Annotated in this window: 20 protein-coding genes; 5 read left to right on the top strand and 15 right to left on the bottom strand. The window is 71.7% G+C overall.

Annotated elements, in window-relative coordinates; genetic code table 11:
• Nucleotides 1-212 precede the first annotated feature (212 nt).
• The 8 genes from ACQEUU_RS10715 to ACQEUU_RS10680 form a co-directional block, all read right to left on the bottom strand.
• A complete protein-coding gene (locus tag ACQEUU_RS10715; RefSeq protein WP_433063675.1) occupies nucleotides 213-998 on the bottom strand; it encodes a hypothetical protein in 786 nt (261 codons plus the stop codon).
• Entirely contained in the window at nucleotides 991-1,566 is a 576-nt protein-coding gene (locus ACQEUU_RS10710; protein ID WP_433063673.1) for an RNA polymerase sigma factor, read from the bottom strand. Before ACQEUU_RS10710 ends, ACQEUU_RS10715 begins: the two co-directional genes overlap by 8 nt.
• A 98-nt stretch (nucleotides 1,567-1,664) precedes the next feature.
• Nucleotides 1,665-2,042, bottom strand: coding sequence for an STAS domain-containing protein (locus ACQEUU_RS10705; RefSeq protein ID WP_433063671.1), 378 nt, complete (start codon nucleotides 2,040-2,042; stop codon nucleotides 1,665-1,667).
• Nucleotides 2,043-2,188: 146 nt separating this feature from the next.
• A complete protein-coding gene (locus tag ACQEUU_RS10700) occupies nucleotides 2,189-3,937 on the bottom strand; it encodes a DEAD/DEAH box helicase (RefSeq protein WP_433063668.1) in 1,749 nt (582 codons plus the stop codon).
• 124 nt (nucleotides 3,938-4,061) lie between these two features.
• Nucleotides 4,062-4,700, bottom strand: coding sequence for a hypothetical protein (locus ACQEUU_RS10695; RefSeq protein ID WP_433063666.1), 639 nt, complete (start codon nucleotides 4,698-4,700; stop codon nucleotides 4,062-4,064).
• Between the two features lie 69 nt (nucleotides 4,701-4,769).
• Complete coding sequence (locus ACQEUU_RS10690; RefSeq protein WP_433063664.1) at nucleotides 4,770-6,161, bottom strand: MFS transporter; 1,392 nt, start codon at nucleotides 6,159-6,161, stop codon at nucleotides 4,770-4,772.
• 49 nt (nucleotides 6,162-6,210) lie between these two features.
• Nucleotides 6,211-6,471: a DUF3039 domain-containing protein gene (locus ACQEUU_RS10685; RefSeq protein ID WP_433063661.1), complete on the bottom strand. Its 261-nt coding sequence runs from the start codon at nucleotides 6,469-6,471 to the stop codon at nucleotides 6,211-6,213.
• Nucleotides 6,472-6,555: 84 nt separating this feature from the next.
• Nucleotides 6,556-8,160 (bottom strand): DHA2 family efflux MFS transporter permease subunit, encoded by a 1,605-nt coding sequence (locus tag ACQEUU_RS10680; RefSeq protein ID WP_433063659.1) that lies wholly within the window; start codon nucleotides 8,158-8,160, stop codon nucleotides 6,556-6,558.
• Nucleotides 8,161-8,294: 134 nt separating this feature from the next.
• Between ACQEUU_RS10680 and ACQEUU_RS10675 the strand changes: the two genes are divergently transcribed.
• Nucleotides 8,295-8,903: a TetR/AcrR family transcriptional regulator gene (locus ACQEUU_RS10675; protein ID WP_433063656.1), complete on the top strand. Its 609-nt coding sequence runs from the start codon at nucleotides 8,295-8,297 to the stop codon at nucleotides 8,901-8,903.
• Between the two features lies 1 nt (nucleotide 8,904).
• On the opposite strand, the gene ACQEUU_RS10670 is transcribed toward ACQEUU_RS10675, so the two are convergent.
• The 6 genes from ACQEUU_RS10670 to ACQEUU_RS10645 all read right to left on the bottom strand — a co-directional run bounded on the left by ACQEUU_RS10670 (nucleotide 8,905) and on the right by ACQEUU_RS10645 (nucleotide 14,025).
• The gene (locus ACQEUU_RS10670; RefSeq protein ID WP_433063653.1) at nucleotides 8,905-9,483 is read right to left on the bottom strand and encodes a YqgE/AlgH family protein; all 579 of its coding nucleotides are present in this window, start codon (nucleotides 9,481-9,483) and stop codon (nucleotides 8,905-8,907) included.
• Between the two features lie 114 nt (nucleotides 9,484-9,597).
• A complete protein-coding gene (locus ACQEUU_RS10665; protein ID WP_433063651.1) occupies nucleotides 9,598-10,218 on the bottom strand; it encodes a TetR/AcrR family transcriptional regulator in 621 nt (206 codons plus the stop codon).
• Between the two features lie 222 nt (nucleotides 10,219-10,440).
• Nucleotides 10,441-11,850, bottom strand: coding sequence for an NAD-dependent malic enzyme (locus ACQEUU_RS10660; RefSeq protein WP_433063648.1), 1,410 nt, complete (start codon nucleotides 11,848-11,850; stop codon nucleotides 10,441-10,443).
• A 56-nt stretch (nucleotides 11,851-11,906) separates the two neighbouring features.
• A complete protein-coding gene (locus ACQEUU_RS10655; RefSeq protein ID WP_433063645.1) occupies nucleotides 11,907-12,536 on the bottom strand; it encodes an AAA family ATPase in 630 nt (209 codons plus the stop codon).
• Between the two features lie 21 nt (nucleotides 12,537-12,557).
• Nucleotides 12,558-13,490 (bottom strand): tetratricopeptide repeat protein, encoded by a 933-nt coding sequence (locus tag ACQEUU_RS10650; protein WP_433063643.1) that lies wholly within the window; start codon nucleotides 13,488-13,490, stop codon nucleotides 12,558-12,560.
• The gene (locus tag ACQEUU_RS10645; RefSeq protein WP_433063641.1) at nucleotides 13,474-14,025 is read right to left on the bottom strand and encodes a MarR family winged helix-turn-helix transcriptional regulator; all 552 of its coding nucleotides are present in this window, start codon (nucleotides 14,023-14,025) and stop codon (nucleotides 13,474-13,476) included. Before ACQEUU_RS10645 ends, ACQEUU_RS10650 begins: the two co-directional genes overlap by 17 nt.
• A 235-nt stretch (nucleotides 14,026-14,260) precedes the next feature.
• Between ACQEUU_RS10645 and ACQEUU_RS10640 the strand changes: the two genes are divergently transcribed.
• The 3 genes from ACQEUU_RS10640 to ACQEUU_RS10630 all read left to right on the top strand — a co-directional run bounded on the left by ACQEUU_RS10640 (nucleotide 14,261) and on the right by ACQEUU_RS10630 (nucleotide 16,610).
• On the top strand, nucleotides 14,261-15,640 hold the full coding sequence (locus tag ACQEUU_RS10640) for a hypothetical protein (protein ID WP_433063638.1): 1,380 nt from the start codon (nucleotides 14,261-14,263) through the stop codon (nucleotides 15,638-15,640).
• A gap of 25 nt (nucleotides 15,641-15,665) precedes the next feature.
• The gene (locus tag ACQEUU_RS10635; RefSeq protein ID WP_433063635.1) at nucleotides 15,666-16,337 is read left to right on the top strand and encodes a DUF4230 domain-containing protein; all 672 of its coding nucleotides are present in this window, start codon (nucleotides 15,666-15,668) and stop codon (nucleotides 16,335-16,337) included.
• A 120-nt stretch (nucleotides 16,338-16,457) separates the two neighbouring features.
• Nucleotides 16,458-16,610 (top strand): hypothetical protein, encoded by a 153-nt coding sequence (locus ACQEUU_RS10630; protein ID WP_433063633.1) that lies wholly within the window; start codon nucleotides 16,458-16,460, stop codon nucleotides 16,608-16,610.
• A gap of 174 nt (nucleotides 16,611-16,784) precedes the next feature.
• On the opposite strand, the gene ACQEUU_RS10625 is transcribed toward ACQEUU_RS10630, so the two are convergent.
• The gene (locus tag ACQEUU_RS10625; RefSeq protein ID WP_433063631.1) at nucleotides 16,785-17,975 is read right to left on the bottom strand and encodes an acetyl-CoA C-acetyltransferase; all 1,191 of its coding nucleotides are present in this window, start codon (nucleotides 17,973-17,975) and stop codon (nucleotides 16,785-16,787) included.
• Nucleotides 17,976-18,059: 84 nt separating this feature from the next.
• Here ACQEUU_RS10625 and mce point away from each other — a divergent pair, with 84 nt between their 5' ends.
• Complete coding sequence (mce, locus tag ACQEUU_RS10620) at nucleotides 18,060-18,482, top strand: methylmalonyl-CoA epimerase (RefSeq protein WP_433063628.1); 423 nt, start codon at nucleotides 18,060-18,062, stop codon at nucleotides 18,480-18,482.
• Nucleotides 18,483-18,496: the final 14 nt, after the last annotated feature.

Genomic DNA, 18,496 nt, shown 5'->3' with positions numbered 1-18,496 from the left:
CACCGATCACGAAGAGTACAGATTCCTTCACGCTCCGGTGATGCGGACGCCAAGAACCCGAAGGACTTTCTCCACCCGGAGGAAAGATCTCCACCTCCGGTGCACATCGCTCGGGGACGCCGGCCGTTCCCGCCGGGCCGAGGTGAGAGCAGGGTGCGGGCCGGACCCGGTCGCCCGGCGACCCCGGGCCCGCCGGGCGAGGGTGCGGCGGGTCAGCCGCCGTCGCTGTCCAGGCGCGGCGAGCCGTCGTCGTCCCGTTGCTCGGTTGTGCCGCGGGTGTCCGCCGCCGGGCCCTCGGTTCCCTTCTCAGGCCCTGACACGCGCTCGCCGGACCCCGCCGGCTTGGGCAGCGGGACCGGCGCGCACTCCTTCACCTCACCCTTGATCACCGAGATGGACAAGCTGGTGGGCGTCTCACCTGGCCCGCTGCCGGTGACCGCCAGCACGAGCGTCTCGCCACCGCCGACCGCGTTCTTGGTGATGGTGAAGTCCACCTTGCCGCCGTTCGCGTGCAGGCCGGACTCCACCCGCCCCTCGGCCTTGGCGGGCTCGCCCCTGGACGGCTGGCAGGTCTTGCCCTCGGGAAGGTAGTCGACCTGGGCGTCGACGCCCTGGGCCGCCAGCGCCCGCTCCAGCTCCCCCGGGTCGCGGAGCTCGTTGATGGTCACCTTGATCGAGCCGTCGGCCTGTGAGGCGACGGCGAACGCCGCGGACGCGCCGCCGTTGATCATCAGCGCCGCGACGGCGGCGGCCGCGACTCCCGAGAGCGCGGCGGCCAGCTTGACGAACCGCCGGGGCACCCGCCGCGCGGCGGTCCCCCGGACGGCGCCCTGGGTGGCGAGCGCGCCGGCGGCGAGGGCCTCGCGGGGCGGTGCTCCGGTGGTGAGGCCGTGCACCGTGATCTCCTCGCCGAGCGCGGCGCGCATCGTGGCGAGCCGCCGATCGTCGGGCTCCGGCGCGTCCGCGCGCATCTCCTGGAGCAGCCGCAGGTCATCCATGGTCTGTTTCCTCCTCGATGTCGGTCGGGTCCATCCCGCCCAGCGCGGCGCGGGTCTTCTTCCTGGCCCTGTGCAGCCTTGACCTGACGGTCCCCACCGGGATCCCGAGCGCCTGGGCCACCTCCTCGTAGCCGAGGTCGGCCCACGCGGTCATCAACAGCACGTCACGCTCGTCGGGGGACAGCTCGGCCAGCGCGCGGGCGAGGTCGCGCTGCGTCGCGGAGGCCGACACCCGCGCGTCCACCCGGTCGGCGTAGCTCTCCACCACGTCGTCCACGCCGGTCCTGGCCAGCGCCTGGTAGGACCTGATCTCGGTACGGCGGTGCTTGCCGATCAGGTTGGCGGCCATCCCGTACAGCCAGGGGCGGGCGTCGGCGTGGCGCACGTCGTACCGGTCGCGTCGGCGGAAGGCGGCCAGGAACGTCTCGGCGACGAGGTCGTCGGCGAGCGAGTCGCCCAGCCGCCGGGTGACGTAGCGGTGCAAGGCGGGCGCGTGCCGGTCGAACAGCGTCGAGAACGCGGCCGGGTCCCGCCAGGACTGCTCGATCACCTCGGCGTCTGTGGACACGCGTGCTGTGTCCGTGATCAAACTCGCCCCCTCTCCATCGGGTGTCGTCACTCCTTTTCACCCGATGGCGGGATTCGGGTTCTCAGGCCCGCACGTTCTCAGGCCCGCACGGCGGCGCGGCGCAACGCCTCGTCGAGGGTGCCGAAGACCTCGAAGGCGTTGCGCAGCCCGGTGATGGACAGCACCCGGGCCAGCACGCCCTGCACGCCGCCCAGCAGCAGCCGGGTGTCACGCGCCTCGCACCGGTGCATGATGTCGAGGAGCTCGTTCATGCCCATCGAGTCGCAGAAGCCGACCTCGCGCATGTCGAGAACCAGGAAGGACGTGGGCGGCAGCTCCCACACGCGTTGCAGGTGCTCTCGGAGCGGGGCGAGCCCGTACGCGTCGATCTCGCCGCTCAGCCGGACGACGACCGTGTCGGAGAAGAGGCCGCACGAGACGACGAGCAGCGGCCTTCCCATGGCCTCAGGCGACATGAGCACGTCCCTCTGGATCTCCGTAAGGCAGCCCAAGGGGAAGTGTTGCCGACGCGGCCCGCTTTCTAACGGAAGGCTACGACTCTGTCGCCAAACGCATAGGGTTACGGAGCGTCACGATATCGCCGGCCGCTGATCCGAAAGCCTCACCGGCGCTGGGTGGCCCAGCGCCGGATGAGGTCGATGCGCTCCTGGATCTGCTCGGCGCCGGCCTGCGCGATCGGCGGTCCGCCGCAGGAACGGCGGAGCTCGGCGTGGATCACACCGTGGGGCTGGCCGGTGCGGTGGTTCCAGGCGCCGACCAGGCCGTTGAGCTCGCGCCGCAGCTCGGCGATGCGCTCGTGCGGGGCGAGGGTGTCCTTGGGCTCGGCGGGCTGCTTGCGCCTGGCCGCCTGCTGGTCGGACTGGCGCTTGCGCAGGAGCGTGGCCACCTGGTCGGGCTCCAGCAGGCCGGGCAGGCCGAGGAAGTCCTCCTCCTCGGCGGAGCCGACCTCCGCGCCGGTGCCGAACTCGCCGCCGTCGAAGAGCACCCGGTCGAAGGTGGCCGAGGTCTCCATCGTCTCGAACGGCAGCTCGTCGCCCAGGACGTCAGGGGTGTCCTTCTTGCGGTTGGCGTCCTGCAGCAGGCTGTCGTCGAGGCCGTCCTCGGGCGGGCGGCGGTTGAGCACGTGGTCGCGCTCGGCCTCCATCTCGTTGGCCAGCCCCATGAGGGTGGGCACCGACGGCAGGAACACCGAGGCGGTCTCGCCGCGCTTGCGGGCGCGCACGAAGCGGCCCACGGCCTGGGCGAAGAACAGCGGCGTGGACGTGGAGGTGGCGTAGACGCCCACGCACAGCCGGGGGATGTCGACCCCTTCGGAGACCATGCGGACGGCGACCAGCCAGCGGTCGCCTGACGCGGCGAACTGCTTGATCTTCTTGGACGCGCCGGGGTCGTCGGACAGCACGACGGTGGCCGGCTCGCCGGCGATGGCGCGCAGGTGGCGGGCGTAGGCGCGGGCCGTCTCGTGGTCGGTGGCGATCACCAGGCCGCCCGCGTCGGGCACGTGCCGGCGCACCTCGGTCAGGCGCCGGTCGGCGGCCTGCATGACCTGGCGGATCCAGTCGCCCTTCGGGTCGAGGGCGGCCCGCCAGGCCTGGGACAGCTGGTCCTTGGTGAGCGGGGTGCCGAGCGTGGCGGCGAGCTCGTCGCCCGCGCGGGTGCGCCACCTCATCTCGCCGGAGTAGGCCAGGAAGATCACCGGCCGCACGACGTTGTCGGCGAGCGCGGGGCCGTAGCCGTAGGAGTAGTCGGCGCGGCTGCGCTTGAGGCCCTCGCCGTCCTCCTCGTAGGTGACGAACGGGATCGGGCTGTCGTCGGAGCGGAACGGGGTGCCGGTGAGCTGCAGCCGCCTGGTGGCCGGCTCGAACGCCTCGCGCACGCCGTCGCCCCACGACTTGGCGTCGCCCGCGTGGTGGATCTCGTCGAAGATGACCAGCGTCTTGCGGGCCTCCGTGCGGGCGCGGTGGAGGGCGGGATGCATGGCGACCTGGGCGTAGGTCACCGCGACCCCGGTGTAGTCGCGGCTGGTGGCGCCCTGGCTGTTCTTGAACTCGGGGTCGATGCCGATGCCCACCTTGCCGGCGGCGTCGGCCCACTGGCGCTTGAGGTGCTCGGTCGGGGTGACGATGGTGATCGCGCGGATCACCCCGCGGGTGAGCAGCTCGCTGGCGATGCGCAGGGCGTAGGTGGTCTTGCCGGCGCCCGGCGTGGCCACGGTGAGGAAGTCGCGTGGCTCTCGCCCGAAGTAGAGGTCGAACGCCTCCTGCTGCCAGGCGCGCAGCTTGGGCGCGGTGCCCCACGCGGCGCGGTCGGGATAGGAAGGCGACAGGTGGGATGCGGCGAAGGTGCTCACCGCATCACCTCTGAGGTTCGTGTGCTTCGCTGTCTCACAGTGTCCCAAGAGTAAACCGGCTCACTGACAAGACGTGCCGCGCACCGTCGATTCTGGCCAAACACTCTCATGCGTGCTATCGGGCTCACCCGGCGCTCGCCATGACCGCGTCCAGTGCCTGCCTGGCGGCCGTCTCCTCCGGCTGGAGCAGCCCGAGGACCAGCGCCGCTCCCCCGCCATGCGTGACGAGAGTCACACGCAGGTACGCGGGCCGGTTGACCACGTCGTCGTACTGGGCGCGCACCGCCCTGGTGTGCCCCCGGGCGACCGGCCGGTCGTCGACCACCTTCACCCGGTCACCCTGTAACAGGAGCCGCGCGTAGTGGGCGACGGCGTCCTTGACGCTCTCGCCGGGGTCCTTCACCGGTCCCGCCAGCGGCCTGGTCATGACCACGCCGCCGCCGTCGTCGTCCCTGGCGACGGCGGTGAACCCGGTGACCGGCGCCACCTTGCCGTCCGCCCACCCGGGCGGCAGCTCCAGCCGCACCCCGGCGAGCGTGTCGATCAGCGGCGTCGTCCCGCCGCCGGTGGGCAGCACGCGCGGCGCCGCGAAGGCGAGCGCCGCCACCAGCGCCGTCGCCGCCGCGATCGCCAGCACCGGCCAGGCCACCCGGCGCAGGGCCCGTCCCGGCAGCCGGGGGCCGGGATCGGCGGGGGTGCCGTGCATGCGCGCGGACGGCGGCAGCGAGTCCCAGCGCGTCCGGACGCGGTCGTCACGCTCCATGGACGATGTCCTACCATCACGGGCGGCGCCGGTCCGGCGATCCGTTGCGGCCGGGGCTGGAGTGACGGATCAGGTTGCCGGGGCGGCCACCCGCGCCGCGAGGAAGGTGGCCGCCAGCCCGATCAGCGCCATCAGCCCGCAGATCACCGCGAACCCCACCGCGATCTGATCGGGCGTGTGGCCGATGAGGTTCGACAGCGCGCCGGCGATCCCGAGCGCGAGCGCCGCTCCCAGCATGTCGGTCACGGACAGCGAGGCGCTGTTGGCGCCCTGCTCGTTGACCGGCGACTGCCTGAGCGCGGTGACGTTGATGGTGGCCATCGCCAGCCCCATCCCGAACCCGGCGACGATCCAGGCCGGCACCGCGATCCAGCCGGGTACCCCCGGCACGACCGCCGGCACGGCGAGCAGGATGCCGAGGGTCACGCACGCCGCGCCCGTCCTGATCCGGCGGTGCGGCTCGATCTCACGCCTGCTCTGCAGGTACGAGCCGGCCGACCAGCCCAGGGCCCCGGTGGTCAGCGCGAGGCCCGCCTGGGCCACGGAGAACCCCTTGACGTCGGTCAGGGCCAGCGGGATGAACCCGTTGACCCCGAAGAACGCCGCGGAGAACAGCCCGCGCATCATGACGGTCGTGGGCAGCCCGCGGCCGAACCGGAGCGCGGCCGGCGGCAGCAGCCTGCCCAGCCCGTACCCCAGGGCCGCCAGGCCGAGCAGGCTCCACACGGCGCCGGCGACCGGCGACGCGTCCAGCCTTTCGATCCCGTACAGGAGCACGCCGCTGCCGGTGGCGGTCGCGGTGGCGGCCACCGTCATGGCGGCCGGGCGCGAGCGCGGGCCGGTGGCGGGCTCGTGGTCGTCCATCGGCCGTCTGAGCGAGGGCGCGAGCATGAGCAGGGCGGGCACGACGAGCGGGATGATGCCGTAGAACACCCAGCGCCAGTCGAACTGCGCGACGAAGCCCGCCACGGACGGGCCGATCATCGACGGCAGCACCCACGCGGCCGACAGCGCCGCGAACACGCGGGGGCGGACGTCCTGCGGGTAGACCCGGGCGATCATCACGTAGAGCGCCACGACCGTCGGGCCGGCGCCCAGCCCCTGCACCGCCCGCGCCAGCAGGAACATCTCCTTGCCAGTCGCGGCCCCGGCGAGCGCCATGCCCAGCACGAAGATCCCCAGACCGGCGAGGAACGGCAGCGCGTAGCCGCGCCGGTCGGCCCACAGGCCCGCCACCACGTTGGCGAACAGGCTGGCGATGAAGAACGCGGAGAAGCTGACCCCGTAGAGGTCCAGGGCCCTCAGGTCCTTGGAGACCTGCGGCATGATGACACTGACCGACATGCCCTCGAACGCGACCAGCGTGACGACGAGCAGGATGCCCAGGGTCGCCGTGCGGTAGGCGGGGCCGAAGATGCGCGGGGCATCGTATGGGGCGTCGAGTGCTTTCGGTACTGTCACCCCGACATCGTATTCAGGCGGGCGCGTGCGGCGGGCGAGGGGGCCGAGGTCACTCGCCCTTGCCGTCGCCCTCGCCGCCGCCGGACGGGAGTCCCTCGTAGATCTCCTTGCACTCCGGGCAGACGGGGTACTTCTTCGGGTCCCGGCTGGGCACCCACACCTTGCCGCACAGGGCGCGGATCGGCGTGCCCGTCACCATGGACTCGGTGATCTTGTGCTTGTCGGCGTAGTGGGCGAACCGTTCGTGGTCACCGTCACCGTGTGACGTCTTCGGACGGGTTTCCTGCTCTGGAAGGATCTTCGTGCTCACCCCACCGAGTCTATGCCCGCCCGGGTACGGGCCAGAAGAACGGTACGGCCCCCGGCCGGTGCGGTCGGGGGCCGTGACGCGGGTTCAGCCGACGTGGACGGGGACGTCGTCCATCTTGCGGCCGGACTTGACGAACAGGGCCAGCACCGCCGTGAGCAGCGCGATGCCGGTGCTCACCAGGAAGGCCATGTTCATGCCGTCCATGAAGGCGCTCTTCACGGCCGGGCCCACGGCCTGGGCCAGCTGTTCGGGGATGCCGGGCGGGAGCCCGCCGAACGAGGCCGCCGCCTCCAGCTGCTCCAGCTGGCCGGGCGGGATCGCCTGGGCGGCGGGGCCGAGGTGACCGGGGAGCGTGGCGGAGATCCGCCCGGCCATGACCGCGCCCAGGATGGCGGTGCCGAGCGCGCCGCCGACCTGCATGGCCGACTGCTGCAGGCCGCCCGCGACGCCGGTGAGGCCTTCGGGGGCGTTGCCCACGATGATCTCGGTGGCGCCCACGAAGACCGGCGACATGCCGAACGCCAGCACCACGAACGGGATCGAGGTCTCCAGGAACGAGGCGTCGATGGTCAGCTGGGACATGAGGAACATCGCCCCGGCGGTGACCACCAGGCCCGCCGACATCGTCAGCCGTGGCCCGAGCCTGCCGAGCAGGATGCCCGCCAGCGGAGAGGCGACGATCATGCCCGCGCTCATGGGCAGCATCCGCAGGCCCGCCTCCAGCGGGGTCAGCCCGTGGGTGCCCTGGAAGAAGAAGCCCAGGAAGAACATGGCGCCGAACATCGCGAAGGCGACCATCATCATCAGCAGGGTGCCGATGGAGATCGACGCGTTGGCGAACAGCGACAGCGGCACCAGCGGCTGCCTGGCCCGGCTCTGCCAGAAGACGAAGGCGGCGGTGAGCACCGCGAAGGCGGCCAGGAAGCCGAGCGTGGTGGAGTCGCCCCAGCCCCATTCGGGCGCCTTGATGATCGACCACACCAGCGCGAACATGGCGCCGGACAGCAGGACGACACCGCCCCAGTCGATCTTGTTCATCACCTTGATCGGGCTCTTCTCGATGAGCAGCACGCCCAGCACCAGGGCGAGGATGCCCACCGGGGCGTTGATGAAGAAGACCGACTCCCAGCTCACGTTCTCCACGAGCACGCCGCCCACGATCGGGCCGGCCGCGCTGGACAGGCCGATGATCGCACCCCACGCGCCCATCGCCTGCTTGAGCTTGTCACCCGGGAACGCCTCACGTAGCAGCGCCAGCGCGGCCGGCTGCAGCAGCGCGCCGAACAGGCCCTGCAGCACGCGCAGGCCGATCAGGGCGCCCGCCGGCGAGAGTCCCGGGATGAGGTCGGCCAGCTCGGCGCTGAAGCCGATGCCCACCGACACCAGGGCGAAGCCGCCGACGCCGATGAGGAAGACGCGCTTGTGCCCGAACAGGTCGCCCAGCTTGCCCGCGGTGATCAGAAAGACCGCCAGCGCCAGCAAGTAGCCGCTGGTCACCCACTGCAGCTCGGCCAGGGTGGCGCCAAGGTCGGCCTGAATGGCCGGGTTGGCGATGCCGACCACGGTGCCGTCGAGCATCACCATGATGACGCCGAGACTGACCGCCAGCAGCACCAGCCACGGATTGCCGCGTGCGCCGGCCGCGGCCGGTGGCGGCGACGGCGCGTCCACCGCCTTCGCTTCTGCCATGAAATCCCCCTCAAGAGTCTCTTTGAGCCTCAGGCACATTAGTGGCAGAGACTGCCAGCTGACAAACGGGTTTCATTCGCCTACATCTGACATGTGGCAGAATATGACAGGAAGACGGCGAAGGGGTTACGGGCATGGGTCTGCGGGAGCGCAAGAAGGAGAAGACACGGCTCGCCCTCCAGGACGCCGCGTTCGAGCTCTTCCTCGAACAAGGGTACGACTCGACCACGATCGACCAGATAGCGGCCGCGGCCGACGTCTCCCCGCGCACCTTCTTCCGTTACTTCACCGGCAAGGACCACCTGGTCCTGTGGTTCCACGAACAGACCGAGCGGACCATGCTGGAGGCCCTGGCCGAGCGGCCCCCGGACGAGCCGCCGTTCGCCTCCATGACCCACGCCCTGCGCGCGCTGCTGCGCACCATGGAGCTCTCAACACCGGAGGACAACGCGCGATTCCTCAAGGTGCGGCGGCTCCTCGACGCCAACCCCCACCTGGCGAGCGCCACCTTCGCCCGCGTCATCGAGACCGAGCGGCGCCTGGTCGAGGCCATCGCCGCCCGCCGCGGCGTCGACCCCGGCCGGACCCCGCTCCCCCACCTCGTCGTGACGTTCGTCATGGCCGCCATGCGGATCGGCTTCACCTGCCCGGCCGACCCGTGCGGCCCGCGGGAGATCGTCCGGCGCATGGAGGAGACGCTCCAGCTCGTCGAGCGCTCGCTGCGCCCCGGCTGGGACGTCTAGGTCAGTTCATCGTGGGATCGTCCGGACAGGTCGCCACGAACGCCAGCTCGCCTCTCTGCCGCCGCAGGACATGCCGCCAGAGCGAGCCGGGGTCGGCGTGGAAGGTGTCGCCGGGCTCGGCGTCCACGACGTACCACGCCCCCTCCGCGATCTCGCTCTCCAGCTGCCCGGTGGTCCAGCCCGCGTAGCCGGCGAAGATGCGCATCTGCGCGATCTCGCCCTGGAGGATCTCGGGCGGCGCGTCCAGGTCGACCGTGCCCAGCCGCGACACGGCCGCGGTGCCGGCGTGGAGCCTGCGCCAGCCCAGCGGCTCCTCGCCGCTCGGCACGGCGGCCAGGGCCAGCGCGCTGTCGGTCTGCACCGGCCCGCCCTCGAAGAGCACCGGCGGCCCGGTCACCAGCGGGTCCCACACGGGCAGCACCTGGGTCACCGCGATCTCGCTCGGCCGGTTGAGCACCACCCCGAGCGTGCCGCCGTCGTGGTCGTGTTCGAGGATCAGCACGACGCTACGCCGGAAGTTGGGGTCGTCGAGTAGCGGCGTCGCCACCAACAACCCGCCGACGTAGATCGCCTCCGCCATACCTCCATCATGAAGGAGGAAGAGGGCTTCTCGCGCCTCTAGCCGCCGGATGTTACGCAATGCAGTGATAGGCCACGATGCGGACGACCGCGGCGGCGCTTGGGGCACGGAGCGTCAGGAGGTCACGAACGCGCCCGCCCTCGCGGCGATCAGCGCGCGGGCGGCCGACCGGGCGGCCGTCGTCTCGTCCACGGGCTGCCTGAGGACCATCAGGCGGTAGTAGAGCGGCGCCGAGACCGCGCGGATGAGCTCCGCACCATCGGTGCCCGGCGACAGCTCACCGCCCGCGACCGCGGCGTCCACGACCTTGGCCCACTCGGTGATGCGCCGGTCGTAGAAGGCGTGCAGCGCGGCGGCGGCCCCCTCGTCGGAGGTGGCGGCCGCGATCACCGCCTGGAGGGTGGCGCCGAAGTGCGGGTCGTTGATCGCCGCCAGCACGGACCGGGCGTTGGCCAGGAGGACGCTCTCGATCGAGCCGGCGTCCGTGCCCGGAGGCGGGAAGGACCGCGCCGCCAGCTCGCCCATGAGGTCGGTGACCAGGCGGGCGCGGGTGCCCCAGCGCCGGTAGATGGTGGTCTTGCCGATGCCCGCCCGGCCCGCCACCTGCTCCATGGTCAGGCGGTGGAAGCCGCGTTCGACCAGCTCGTCCTGGGCGGCCCGGAGCACGGCCGTGCGCACCTTCGCCGTGCGCCCGCCGGGACGGACCGTTCCCGCAGAGAGGGGCCCTGGCTCCATCGAGTCTCCATCCGTTCCAGGTCGCCGCGGCCACCCGGAGATCGGTGACCGCTCCTCTAGAACGCTCCAGATTCTGATGAACGGCCCCAGGCCGCGACAACACCTCTGTCCTGATCCGGCCGGGCAGCCGTCGCTTCCCCGAGGCCCCACGACGAGCGGGGGGCGCCCACCGTCGCGATGGCCGCCCCCGCCGTACGGACCAGAACCCGGGAAGGGCTCTCGTCAGGCCTCGGTGAAACCGCGGGCCCGGCCGCCCGCGGACTCGCGGACCGCCGCCGCCACCGCGCCCGCCACGTCCGGGTGGAAGACGCTCGGGATGATGTAGTTGGGGCCGAGCTCCTCCGCCGTCACGACGGCGGCGAGAGCGCCCGCCGCCGCCAGCAGCATCTCCTCCGTGACCTCGGTGGCCTGCGCGTCGAGCAGGCCGCGGAAGACGCCGGGGAAGGCCAGCACGTTGTTGATCTGGTTGGGGTAGTCGGAGCGCCCGGTGGCCACCACCGCGCAGTGTTCGCGGGCTTCGTCGGGCGAGACCTCCGGCTCCGGGTTGGCCAGCGCGAACACCACCGCGCCCGGCGCCATCGAGGCGATGTCCTCGCCGGAGAGGATGCCGGGGGCCGACACGCCCACGAAGACGTCGGCGTCCTTCACCGCGCCACGCAGGTCACCGGAGTAGCCGTCGGCGTTGGTGTGCTCGGCGATCCACCGCAGCGAGTCGTCGAGGTCGTCGCGGGCGCCGTGGACGGCGCCGCGGTAGTCGCAGACGATCACGTTGCGCGCGCCGGCGGCCATCAGCAGCCGGAGCACCGCGTTGCCCGCCGCGCCCGCGCCCGCCATCGTGATGCGCACGTCCTCCAGCTTTTTGTCGACCACCCGCAGCGCGTTGGTCAGCGCGGCCAGCACGCAGATGGCGGTGCCGTGCTGGTCGTCGTGGAAGACCGGGATGTCGAGCAGGTCGCGCAGCCGCCGTTCGACCTCGAAGCAGCGCGGCGCGCCGATGTCCTCGAGGTTGATCCCGCCGAAGCCCGGGGCGATGAGCTGGACGGCGCGCACGATCTCGTCGACGTCCTGGGTGTCGAGGCAGATGGGCCAGGCGTCGATGCCGGCGAACCGCTTGAACAGCGCCGCCTTGCCCTCCATCACCGGCAGCGCCGCCTCCGGCCCGATGTTGCCCAGCCCGAGCACCGCCGAGCCGTCGGTGACGACGGCGACGGTGTTGCGCTTGATGGTGAGGCGGCGGGCGTCCTCCTTGTTGCGGGCGATCGCCATGGACACCCGCGCCACCCCCGGCGTGTAGGCCATGGAGAGCTCGTCGCGGTTGCGCAGCGGCACCTTCGACTGCATCTCGATCTTGCCGCCGAGGTGCATGAGGAAGGTCCGGTCGGAGACCTTGTGGATGACCACGCTCTCGACGGCCTCGAGCTGGTCCACGATGGCCTGGGCGTGGTCGGTGTCGCGGGCCGCGCAGGTGACGTCGATCCGTAGCTTCTCGTGGCCGGCGTTGGTGACGTCGAGGGCGGTCACGACCCCCCCGGCCGACTCTACGGCGTGGGTGAGCTGGCTGACGGCCTTGCCGCCGGCCGGCACCTCCAGCCGCACGGTGATGGAGTACGACACACTCGGGACGGTCGCCACGTCAATCGCTCCTTCGCGCCTGACCATGAAGTGCTCCCATGTTAGGGGTGTTCCGGTCAAGCCAGCGCCTCGGCGGCCATGACGATCAGGTCGGCGCACGCCGCCACGGGGATCGCCGTGCTGTCGACCATCAGGTGGTAGTGGCGGGGATCGGCCGCGTCCGCGCGGTAGAAGTGGCGGACGTAGGCGGACCGGGCCCGGTCGTTGTTCTCGATGACCTCGCGCGCCTCGTGCTCGGTCGTGCGGCGCAGCCCGGCCACCCGGCGGACCCGCCGCTCCAGCGGGGCGTCGAGGCGCACGTGGAGCGCTCCGGGCAGGCCGGCGAGCACGATCGCCCCGGCCCGGCCCAGGAAGACCCCGCCCTGGGAGCGCGCGGTCTCGTGGAGCACCCGCTCGGTGCGCCGGACGAACTCCTCGGGCGCGCGCGGCAGCGCGCCGGGAACGTACATGTCGACGCCGCCGAACGTGACCGTCGGCAGGCGCAGCGCCTCGAACAACAGCCGACGCAGGCCGTGCTCGGCGCGGTCGTCGTAGGCGAGCGCCTCCTCCAGCGAGCACCCCAGCTCCTCGGCGACGGCGCCGGCGATGGCCCGGTCGACGAAGGGCACGCCGAGCCGCCCGGCGACCGCCGGGCCGATCTGGTGGCCGGCGGTGCCGTAGGTCGCCGAAAGGGTGACGACGTGCACCCTTCCAGACTAGAACGCGGGCTAGAACAGGGCGCTGGCCAGGGCTCTGCGCGCCTTCGCCAGGGACGGGTCCTCGGCCGGAAGGGTCTCGAACAGGCCCAGCAGGTGGACGCGGGCCTTGTCGCGGTCGTCGCCGGAGGTGCGCCTGACCACCCCGATGACGCGGTCGAACGCCGCGTCGACCGAGCCCGACAGCATCTCCAGGTCGGCGGCGAGCAGCTGCGCGTCGATGTCGGCGGGGTCCTGCAGCCGGCGCTGCACCTCGGCCGGGTCGGCGTCGGACGTCCGCTTGATCAGCCTGACGCCGGCCAGGCCCATCCTGGCGTCCTCGTCGGCGGGCACGCGGGCGAGCAGCCGCTCGTAGGCCGCCTCGGCCGCGTCGAGGTCGCCCTGGTCGATGGCCTGCTCGGCGGCGACCAGGTCGGGGTCCGCGGGCGGCGCCTCCGGCTCGCCCGGCCCCTGGGCGGGCGGCCGCGCCCCCGGGCTGGCCTGGTAGAACTGCTCGACGGCGGCCATCAGCTCGTCGAGCCAGCGGCGCACCTCCTGCTCAGGCAGCACCTGCTGGAAACCGGTGACGGCCTGCCCCTGGAAGATCGCGAGCACGGTCGGCACGGCCTGCACGCGCAGGGCCTGCGCGATCTGCGGGCTGGCGTCGACGTTGACCTTGGCCAGGACGGCCCGCCCGCCCAGGTCGCCGACGACCTTCTCCAGCACCGGGCTGAGCTGGGAACTGCCCGGGGCCCGCGGCGACCACAGGTCGAGCACGACGGGCACGCTCATCGAGCGGTCGATGACGTCCGTCGTGAACGTCTCCTCGGTCACGTCGACGACCGAGGCCGATGAGGCAGCCTGGGAACCCCCGGCCTCCCGCCGGGCCTGCGCCTCCAAAGCCTGCTTGCGCGCGCCCAGATCCACCGCTCCGTAGAGCGACCCGGGCCTAGAGAAGTCCGCCATGCTCCTCATCTTGCCCCATGGAAGGGACCGAGAAGTCACCCGCCGCCACCCGCAGCGTGCGCAGCAGGTCGAACATCCGGCCAAGCTCGCTCTCGGCGTACATCTCCAGGCCGAACTCGGCCGCCATGAGGTCGTCCGTGGCGCGCCGCACGACGTCGCGTCCGGCCGGGGTGATCTCGGCGAGCACGCCGCGCCCGTCCCGCGGGTTGGGCATGCGGCGCACCAGCCCGGACCGCTCCAACCGGCTGACGGTGTTCGTGACGCTGGTGGGGTGGACCATCAGCCGTTCGCCGATCTTCCACAGCGGCAGCACCCCGGTCCTGCTGAAGGTCAGCAGCACCAGGGCCTCGTAGCGGGCGAAGGTCAGGTCGTACGGCTTCAGCAGCGAGTCGAGCTGGGACAGCAGGATCTGGTGCGCTCTCATGATCGACGTGACGGCGGCCATCGCGGACGAGGCGCCGAAGTGCGCGCGCCAGGTCTCCGCGGCCCGGTCGATGGGGTCGAACGGAAGGTTGAGCGGCTTGGGCTGCGACACGCAGATACGTTAGCGCGCCCCTCGTCCAGATTCGTCTGCTTACAGAGCGCCATCGCCTTCTCCGCTTGGCCAAGAATCCGGGCATCCTTCATCACGCTCCGTTATGGTTCTCGCATTGATTGGTGACGGGGGAGCCAAGTCCATCAGCCGCGTGGGGACCCGGCCGGACTTCGCCCGCTCCCGCCGTCGCCTACGGGGCACGGGGGGTGCTTGATGGACTTCATGGGGATGACGCGTGCGTGAACACGGGGGCGTCACACGCGGGGAGATCAAACAGGGCGCGGCCGTCACGGTGGTCGTGCTGCTGCTGCTCGGGCTGGTCGCGGCGTGGAGCGTCCTGATCCCCGGTGTGGACGCGTGGGAGAACATCGTGGCGGCGGTCATCGGCTCGCTCCGGATCACCGGGCCGGTCGCCGCCGCCTTCGCCGCCTGGGTGGCCCTGCGCAAGCGCCGTGCCACGCGCGACCTGCCGCTGACGACCTGGCGCGCGCTGAAGGCGCCGCTGGCGATCGTGCTGGTGGTGGCGGGCTCGTTCGCGGCCACCGTGCTCGTGCTGGCCGGCAGGACGCTGCTCACCGAGCAGGCGGGCCGGCTCAGCCTGACGGGCCTGGGCATGGGCATGGCGGGGCTGGCGCTCTACTCGGTGATCGGGTGGGTGGCCGGCTGGATGCTGCCGTACACGCCGACCGTCCCGCTGGCAGGGCTGGGCTGCTACGCGCTGTTCAGCTGGCTCGCCGACGGCGCGGGCTGGGCCGGCCGTCTCGCACCGGGTACGGGCGAGCCGTACGACCTGTTCCAGGGGCTGAGCGGGGCCGTGTTCCTCAACCAGATCATCTGGCTGCTGGGCGTCACCGGGGCGCTGCTGCTGGGGTGGGCCGCCCTGGTCACCCGGCAGGCCCTGGTGCTCGCGTTCGCGCTGCTGGCGACGCTGGGGGCCGCAACGGGGGTGGCGCGGGTGCTCTCCGAGCCGCGGCCCGCGGCGGCCCACGAGATCGCCTACAGCTGCCAGGAGTGGCCCATCACCGTATGCCTCCACCCCGGCATGCGCGGCGGGCTGACCGAGCTGGGCGCCGCCTTCACCGAGATCGCCTCGCGCCTGGCGGAGACCCCGGCCGCGTTCACCCGGGTCGAGCAGCGGCCGCTGGACGAGCCGCTCAAGCCGTCCCACGGGCTGGCGCCGATCCACGTGCCCGACCTGTCGGCGGGGTTCGCCGAGGAGGCCGCGCACGAGTACGTCGACGCGCTGGCCGCCCGGTGCCCCGGCAGCCCCGCCGACGGCTACCGCGAGATCGTGACGGCCTGGCTGCGCGGCGAGCCGCTGCCCGGCGGGCCGCTGCTGGAGCACGAGTACGCCGCCGCCTGGTTCTCCGGGCTCAACGAGCACCAGCGCCGCGAGTGGCTGCGCATGTTCTTCAGCGACTTCCAGGCGTGCAAGCTGTCGGCCACCCACTTCGGCGGCGGCCCGGCCGGCACTCCCCCGCAGGTGTCCACCCCGGTCGCCACACAGGTGCACCAGGAGAGCGCCCCGCAGGTCTACCCCGTCTATCCGGACCCGAGCGGGCAGCCCTCGCCGAACTGGGGACCGGAGATGTCACCTCAGAGCTGGCACAGATGATCCATCTCAGGGTAGTCAAGGTCACATGACGACTTCGCAGACGGCGCCCCCGTCGGTCACTCCGGGCCGGCGCCGCACGTGGCGATATCTCGCGGGACTGCTCGTTCTGGCGGTCCTGCTCGTGGTGGCCGGGCGGCTGGCCTGGTCCTGGCTCAACCCCATGGGTGAGCAGACCGTCGACCGCAGCCAGCCGGTGCTGCTGCAGTCCATCAAGGACCTGAGCCGCTTCGAGGCCGCGACCGGCAGCTTCCAGGTCGTGGTGGACCTGGAGAAGGACGCCAACTTCCTGCCCGACGCGGTCAAGGGCTCCCGCACCCTCTTCGTCGGGGCGGGCGGCGTGGACGCCTACGTCGACTTCGCCGGCCTGGCCGGGGACGCGTTGACCGTGTCGGAGGACCGCAGGTCCGTGACGATCACCCTGCCGCCCGCCCAGCTGGAGAAGCCCAACCTCGACAACGAGCGCTCCTACGTCTTCGCGCAGCAGCGCGGGCTGCTGGACCGGGCGGAGGACTTCCTGTCCGGTTCCCCGGCCGACCAGCGGGAGCTGTACGTGCTCGCCGAACGCAAGATCGCCGAGGCGGCGGCGGCCAGCGACCTGAGGGCCAGGGCCGACGCCAACACGCGGAGCATGCTGGAGGGCATGCTGAAGTCGCTCGGCTTCACCGAGGTCACGTTCAAGGCGGGCACGAGACCTTAGGACACCTAGACGCGGGATGCCCGGTCCCCGGGTCCGGAGATAAGGCATCCGCCCGATGTGCCGGGGTGGTCCTTAGGACGAGTCTTGAGAGTGCCGGAAGAGACGAAGAGGAGCACTCTCATGAACGCCGAGTTCGACTACACCGTCATGCAGCACCGGGCGTACGAGCTGCGCCAGGAGGCCACCGAGCGCCGGCGGGTGCGGGAAGCGGTCAAGGCCGGCAGGCCCGAGCGCCGTCACCGCTCCGTCTTCGCCCGGCTGCGTGACGTATGACCACTCCACGAACGCCCGGCCGCACCCTCCCTCGCGGCCGGGCGCACCATCCCCCTTGACCTCCCTTATCCTCCCTTGACCTCCCTTGACGAGGCACCACCCACAGGCGGCGCGCCCGCTCCCCAGGGTTCGGGGAGCGGGCGCGCCGTCTTCGTCCGCGTCAAGTGACAGCTCTCAGGCGCCCTTCGGCACGCTGATGATCAGCGCGTCGCCCTGGCCGCCGCCGCCGCACAGGCCGGCGGCGCCGACACCGCCGCCGCGCCGCTTCAGCTCGTGGGCGAGGGTGAGCACGATGCGGGCGCCGGAGGCGCCGATCGGGTGGCCGAGCGCGATGCCGCCGCCGTTGACGTTCACGATGTCCATCGGCACGCCGAGCTCCTTGACCGACTGGATCACCACGCTGGCGAACGCCTCGTTGATCTCCACCAGGTCGAGGTCCTGGGCCGTGAGCCCCTGCTTGGCCAGGGCGTGCTTGATGGCGTTGGCCGGCTGCGACTGCAGGGACGAGTCGGGGCCTGCGACGTTGCCGTGGCGGCCGATCTCCGCCAGCCACTCCAGGCCCAGCTCCTCGGCCTTGGCCTTGGACATGACCACCACCGCGCAGGCGCCGTCGGAGATCTGCGACGCCGACCCGGCCGTGATGGTGCCGTCGGCCGCGAACGCCGGGCGCAGCCTGGCCAGCGTCTCGGCGGTGGTGTCGCCGCGCACGCCCTCGTCGTGCTCGACGACCAGCGGCTCACCGCGCCGCTGCGGGATCTCGACCGGCACGATCTCCGCCTCGAAAGCGCCGTTCTTGGCCGCCGCGGCGGCGAGCTGGTGGGAGCGGGCCGACACCTCGTCCTGCTCCTCGCGGCCGATGCCCAGCCGCGCGTTGTAGCGCTCGGTCGACTCCCCCATGGCGCACTGGTCGAAGGCGCAGAACAGGCCGTCGTGGGCCATCGAGTCGACGACTTCCGAGCCCCCGTACTTGACCCCCTTGCGCAGGCCCGGGAGCAGGTGCGGGGCGTTGGTCATCGACTCCATGCCGCCCGCGACCACGATGTCGAACTCGCCCGCGCGGATCAGCTGGTCGGCCAGCGCGATGGCGTCCAGGCCGGACAGGCACACCTTGTTGATCAGGATGGACGGGACCGTCATGGGGATGCCGGCCTTCACCGCCGCCTGGCGGGCGGGGAGCTGGCCCGCGCCTGCCTGCAGCACCTGGCCCATGATCACGTACTCAACGGCCTCGGGCGCCACCCCCGCACGCTCCAGCGCGGCCTTGATCGCGAGGCCGCCCAGGTCCACAGCCCGCAGGGTGGACAGCGAGCCGAGCAACTTGCCGATGGGGGTACGCGCTCCGGCGACGATGACGGAACCAGACATGCGGGGCCTCCTGTGCACACGAGGGGAGCTCTTTGACACCATACCTAGCGGTAGCAGGGTGTTCGCTATGGAGGTGGGCCACACATGTTCATGCGCATCGACCACATCGGGATCGCGTGCCACGACCTCGAGGAGCAGATCGCGCTCTTCTCCGGGCTGTTCGAGCTGGAGGTGGTGGCCAGGGAGGTCAACGAGGAGCAGGGCGTGAAGGAGGCCATGCTGCGGATCGCCGACGCCGACGGCGGCGGCTCCTACATCCAGCTGCTCGAGCCGCTGTCGCCCGATTCGCCCGTGGGGAAATTCCTGGCCAAGAGGGGTGAGGGAGTCCACCATGTGGCGTTCGGCGTGCCGGACGTCTCCGAGGCCATGTCTAAGATCGGCGGCAAAGGTGTGCGCCTGCTCGACGAGAGCCCCAGGCACGGCTCCATGGGATCGCAGATCGCGTTTCTGCACCCCAAGGATGTGGGAGGAATGCTGACCGAGTTGGTGCAAGCGGCCAAGAGCTAGCAAACACAAAATTC

This window comes from Nonomuraea sp. CA-218870 (assembly GCF_050936535.1).
GTDB lineage: Bacteria > Actinomycetota > Actinomycetes > Streptosporangiales > Streptosporangiaceae > Nonomuraea > Nonomuraea corallina.
The sequence above is the reverse complement of the archived record's forward strand: the minus strand, read 5'-3'. Positions and strand labels throughout refer to the sequence as shown.